We start from the raw sequence: 3564 nt of genomic DNA on the forward strand, positions 1-3564 counted from the left end.
CTCAAGTCCTGGCGGCTCCTCCGCAAGCTCCGGTGCTCGACCACCCGGATCACCAGCCTCGTCCGAGCCGTCCTCACCCTTCATCTGAGCAGCTCAGAGTGATGGTGGAAAAGGCTCAGTGTCGTGTGCCCTGGATGCCGAGCGTCGGCATCTCGGCCGGGTCGAGCGTGGTGGGAGGTTCGGGCCAGAGCCGTGTGGCGAGGTTCGCCGCCTCAAAAGGGTGCTCGACTTCGACATACGGGTGGTGCAACAACTGCAGTGCAAGCTGCCGTCCGCCCGTCATCCCGTAGCCGAATGCCGAGAATCCGAAGACTGCCAGAGCCTGCCCGGCGACGTCGAGGTATGGGAGCAGGACGACTTCGTCAGGCGTGTCCGGTCCCGTCTGCTCTTGGCTGGTGACGGTCACCACGGCATGGGGAACAGCAGGGTGTCGCGGTTCGGTTCGGTTACGAATCGCGTTCGTGGTTACTGTAAGTGAGCGATCATGGTTCAGGGGACGAGCCGCCGCAGTCCCGTCCCACCCAAATTTTTGACGCGGCCTGAGTGAGCGCCAACCAATCGGCGTGGAAATGTCGATGACACAATAAGCGACGTTTACAGTAGCGAAATGGGGCGCAGCGACCCAGGTGAGACATTCAGGAAAGACTCTCGAAGAGTTCGCATGCAACCCTGCCTTGAGGTTGCAAGTTTCAGGAGGGACGTATAAGTTGATCATGCTCACAGCTGTGGGCAAGTCATGTAGAAAAGGTGATTTTTGTGCGGTCAAGTATACGCGTGGCAGTGATCTGCGCTACCGCGGTAGCTTCCCTCGGAGTTGGTGCCCTCCCGGCCTCGGCCGCGGTGACGTCGTGCCCCAGGGATGGGTATATCACTCAGGGGGATCGCTGCACGACTCTTGACAACGGGTTCCTTTCCATTCACCTCGCAAATAAGGGCACCTCCGTGCACGTCGGATATTACAGAAAGAGCGGGGGGAGCCTCACAGGTAAGCTTGGGTATGAGCGGGGAGGTTCGACTGTTTATTCCAGCAATATCAACATGTCCAACACCCCATTCCACTACGACAAAACGTGGAGTGCCGGCTCAACTTGTAATGCTACGTACGGCAAGCTTTACGCAGGCGGCAGCACCTACATAACGCCTCCAGCGTACAACTGCTAGTCCAACCGGCACTACGCAAGGGTCCGCGCCTCCCTACCGGATGCGCGGACCCTCGCCTCATTACTGAGGACCCCCTGTGATTCATGCAGTATTCCAGGATCATCTAATTTTCCTAACTCTGGCTGTTGCGGTAACGCTCTTGGCTGGGGTGGCTGCTTACTTCCCGGTCGCGCGACGGACTGGACGGTCCCGAGCTGTCTTTTGTGGACTCTGGGTTTCCTCTACCGTGGGGCCACTGACGCTCACCACGTGGGGTGGCAGCGGCGTAGCAACAGCCGAGTGTGCCATTAACTTGACCGCCCTAGAGGCCTTCACCGGCGTGCAAGGTCAACTCAATGTGCTACTTTTTGTGCCGTTTGGGATATTTGCTACTCTTTGCACGGGGCGGCCATTCTTCTCTGCAGTTTCCGGCGTTGTGCTCGTATCAGCAGTGGAAACCTCGCAGGCAGTCATCCCCTTCATTAGTCGCCTTTGCGACAGCGATGACTTGATTACCAATAGTGCAGGAGTTTTCACAGGCGTTGCGCTTGGCTTCATCGTGCGCCGCTTCACGCCCGGCGTCCCACCCATTGGTCCGCGCATCGTTAAGCGTGCCGCCGTGGCAGGCGCAATCATCACCGCCCTCGTCGCCGGAACCTGGATCACGCTCATCCATCCGGTACGCACAGTGCTACCCACCGCAACTCCGGAAGCCGACGCCGACCAAGTTGATGCAATCAATATCGCTCTCGATAAGGCGTTCCACGGAGCGTACGAAGTCGACAGTGCCGATTACCTAGAGGACGTCGAGGGTGACGGGTTGATCGTTGCTCAAATCCCCGGAGGATTTGCGGAGCTTACCTGGCCCAGCAAGGAGCAGTTCACAGCGCATCTCACCCCCACCTACCACGGGGAGGGTATACATGCATACAAAATTCCCAAGGTGAGTCGACCTTCGCGTAGCGCACAAGAAGCGAAGGTCATTGCCACTCGATATGCGTCTGAGTATGCCCCCTGGGCGCTTCGGAATTCCGAGGTAGCTGTACGGGCGCTCGACGACCGGTCCGATATCGGCTGGATCGTCGAATGGCGTAGGTGGCGTGGAGGGGTGTTGATGCCTATGCGTCTTGACATCGTGATCGAGCCGTCGGGACGCATGACCGACCTTATGGTCAGACACATCGATGATCCTCGCCTTCCACCGGAACGCGTCGAAGAAGCTGAGGCATGGAGGGTTTTCGAGGAACACTTCAGAATTGAGGTGGCAGTTGAAGATCGAGAGCAGCCGATTCACCTGGCCGAGCGTCGCGACGGCCAATGGCGCATCCACTGGCGTCTCGCGGCCCGGGATGGAGGGATCCTGCATTCAGCTACCATCGACGCTAGTGACGGAAGTATTCACAGTGCCATCTCCGAATCCACCACTCAGTCGAATGAAGAACTCCTCGGCACCGAGTAATGGGATGCATCCGAAGCAGCGCGTTCGCGTGGTCGGTGTCACGGTCCGTCCTTGGTAAGCGGCCGGAAACAGGCAACGTGGACGGACCCTCCGGCTGAGAAGCCACCGCTCCCGCCTGTGCGGCGGCTTCACGGTCGGTGGCACGGACATCCGGAGGGACGCCCCGGGACAGCGAGCGGTTCAGGTTAAACATCGGGGCCATGGCGTCCACAGACCTCAACGCCTCGGCAGACGCCGGACGGCACGAGAACGGAGTCCCGGAGTCTGTGACTCCGGGACTCCGGCACTTACGAGCTTTTAGCTCGTGCTCCGCTTCGAAGACATCGAGAAGCGACTGACGTCGTTCCGCGAGAAGCTCACCACGCGGTTGCGCGAGATCGGCGTGATCCTTGCCATGCGAACGGCCTGGTGGAACGGTGCCCCCATGTTTCACTGACGCATCGTCTGAGTGAGGCTGCCGGAGGGCGCACGCCCTCCGGCAGCCGTGGCCCCGGAGAGTGCGGCTGGGGCGCTCACGGTCGCGGGCCGCAACACAGAGATGTCCGCGCTGGACGAGACTGACACCCAGGAGTGATGGTGCACGTGCTCTCGGTGCGGCGCATGTACAGGGCACCCCCGTCTGCACGGCCATGGGTAAGCGACTGTTTCATGAGTCCGTTTCACTATTTGAAAGCTTGGAAACGGGCCTCGAAACGGTCGCGACCTTGGTATCGCGGGGAGACGCGGGGTGCTGCAATGGCGGTCACCTATGAAACAGGGTCTGCCTGTTGGTTTTCATCCCGCACGACTGAACCCCAGCCTGGTTATGGCGGCCGGTCATTGCCAGGGGAGACTGGGCGTGCCGTCAGGATCCAAACCGTGCTGCCACTGGTTACGGAGCCAGTGAGCGTTTTCCAACCTGGCGCTCAGGCTGGCCAGTTGGGCTGACAACGAGGTGAAGCCCCTGGTAGATGGGTTTTCGACCA

Annotated in this window: 3 protein-coding genes and 1 pseudogene; 3 read left to right on the forward strand and 1 reads right to left on the reverse strand. The window is 60.0% G+C overall.

What is annotated here, in order from left to right:
* Positions 1-102: pseudogene (locus CCN29_RS34995) on the forward strand (IS5/IS1182 family transposase); the annotation flags it as partial.
* Positions 103-115: 13 nt separating this feature from the next.
* On the opposite strand, the gene CCN29_RS21795 reads toward CCN29_RS34995, so the two are convergent.
* Entirely contained in the window at positions 116-406 is a 291-nt protein-coding gene (locus CCN29_RS21795) for a hypothetical protein (protein WP_143661358.1), read from the reverse strand.
* A gap of 831 nt (positions 407-1237) precedes the next feature.
* Between CCN29_RS21795 and CCN29_RS21800 the strand changes: the two genes are divergently transcribed.
* Positions 1238-2599 (forward strand): VanZ family protein, encoded by a 1362-nt coding sequence (locus tag CCN29_RS21800; RefSeq protein ID WP_086683868.1) that lies wholly within the window; start codon positions 1238-1240, stop codon positions 2597-2599.
* Between the two features lie 304 nt (positions 2600-2903).
* Positions 2904-3035: a hypothetical protein gene (locus CCN29_RS36110; protein WP_337675425.1), complete on the forward strand. Its 132-nt coding sequence runs from the start codon at positions 2904-2906 to the stop codon at positions 3033-3035.
* Positions 3036-3564: the final 529 nt, after the last annotated feature.

It is taken from the genome of Streptomyces pseudogriseolus (assembly GCA_002154585.1).
In the GTDB taxonomy this organism is placed as follows: Bacteria; Actinomycetota; Actinomycetes; order Streptomycetales; family Streptomycetaceae; genus Streptomyces; species Streptomyces pseudogriseolus.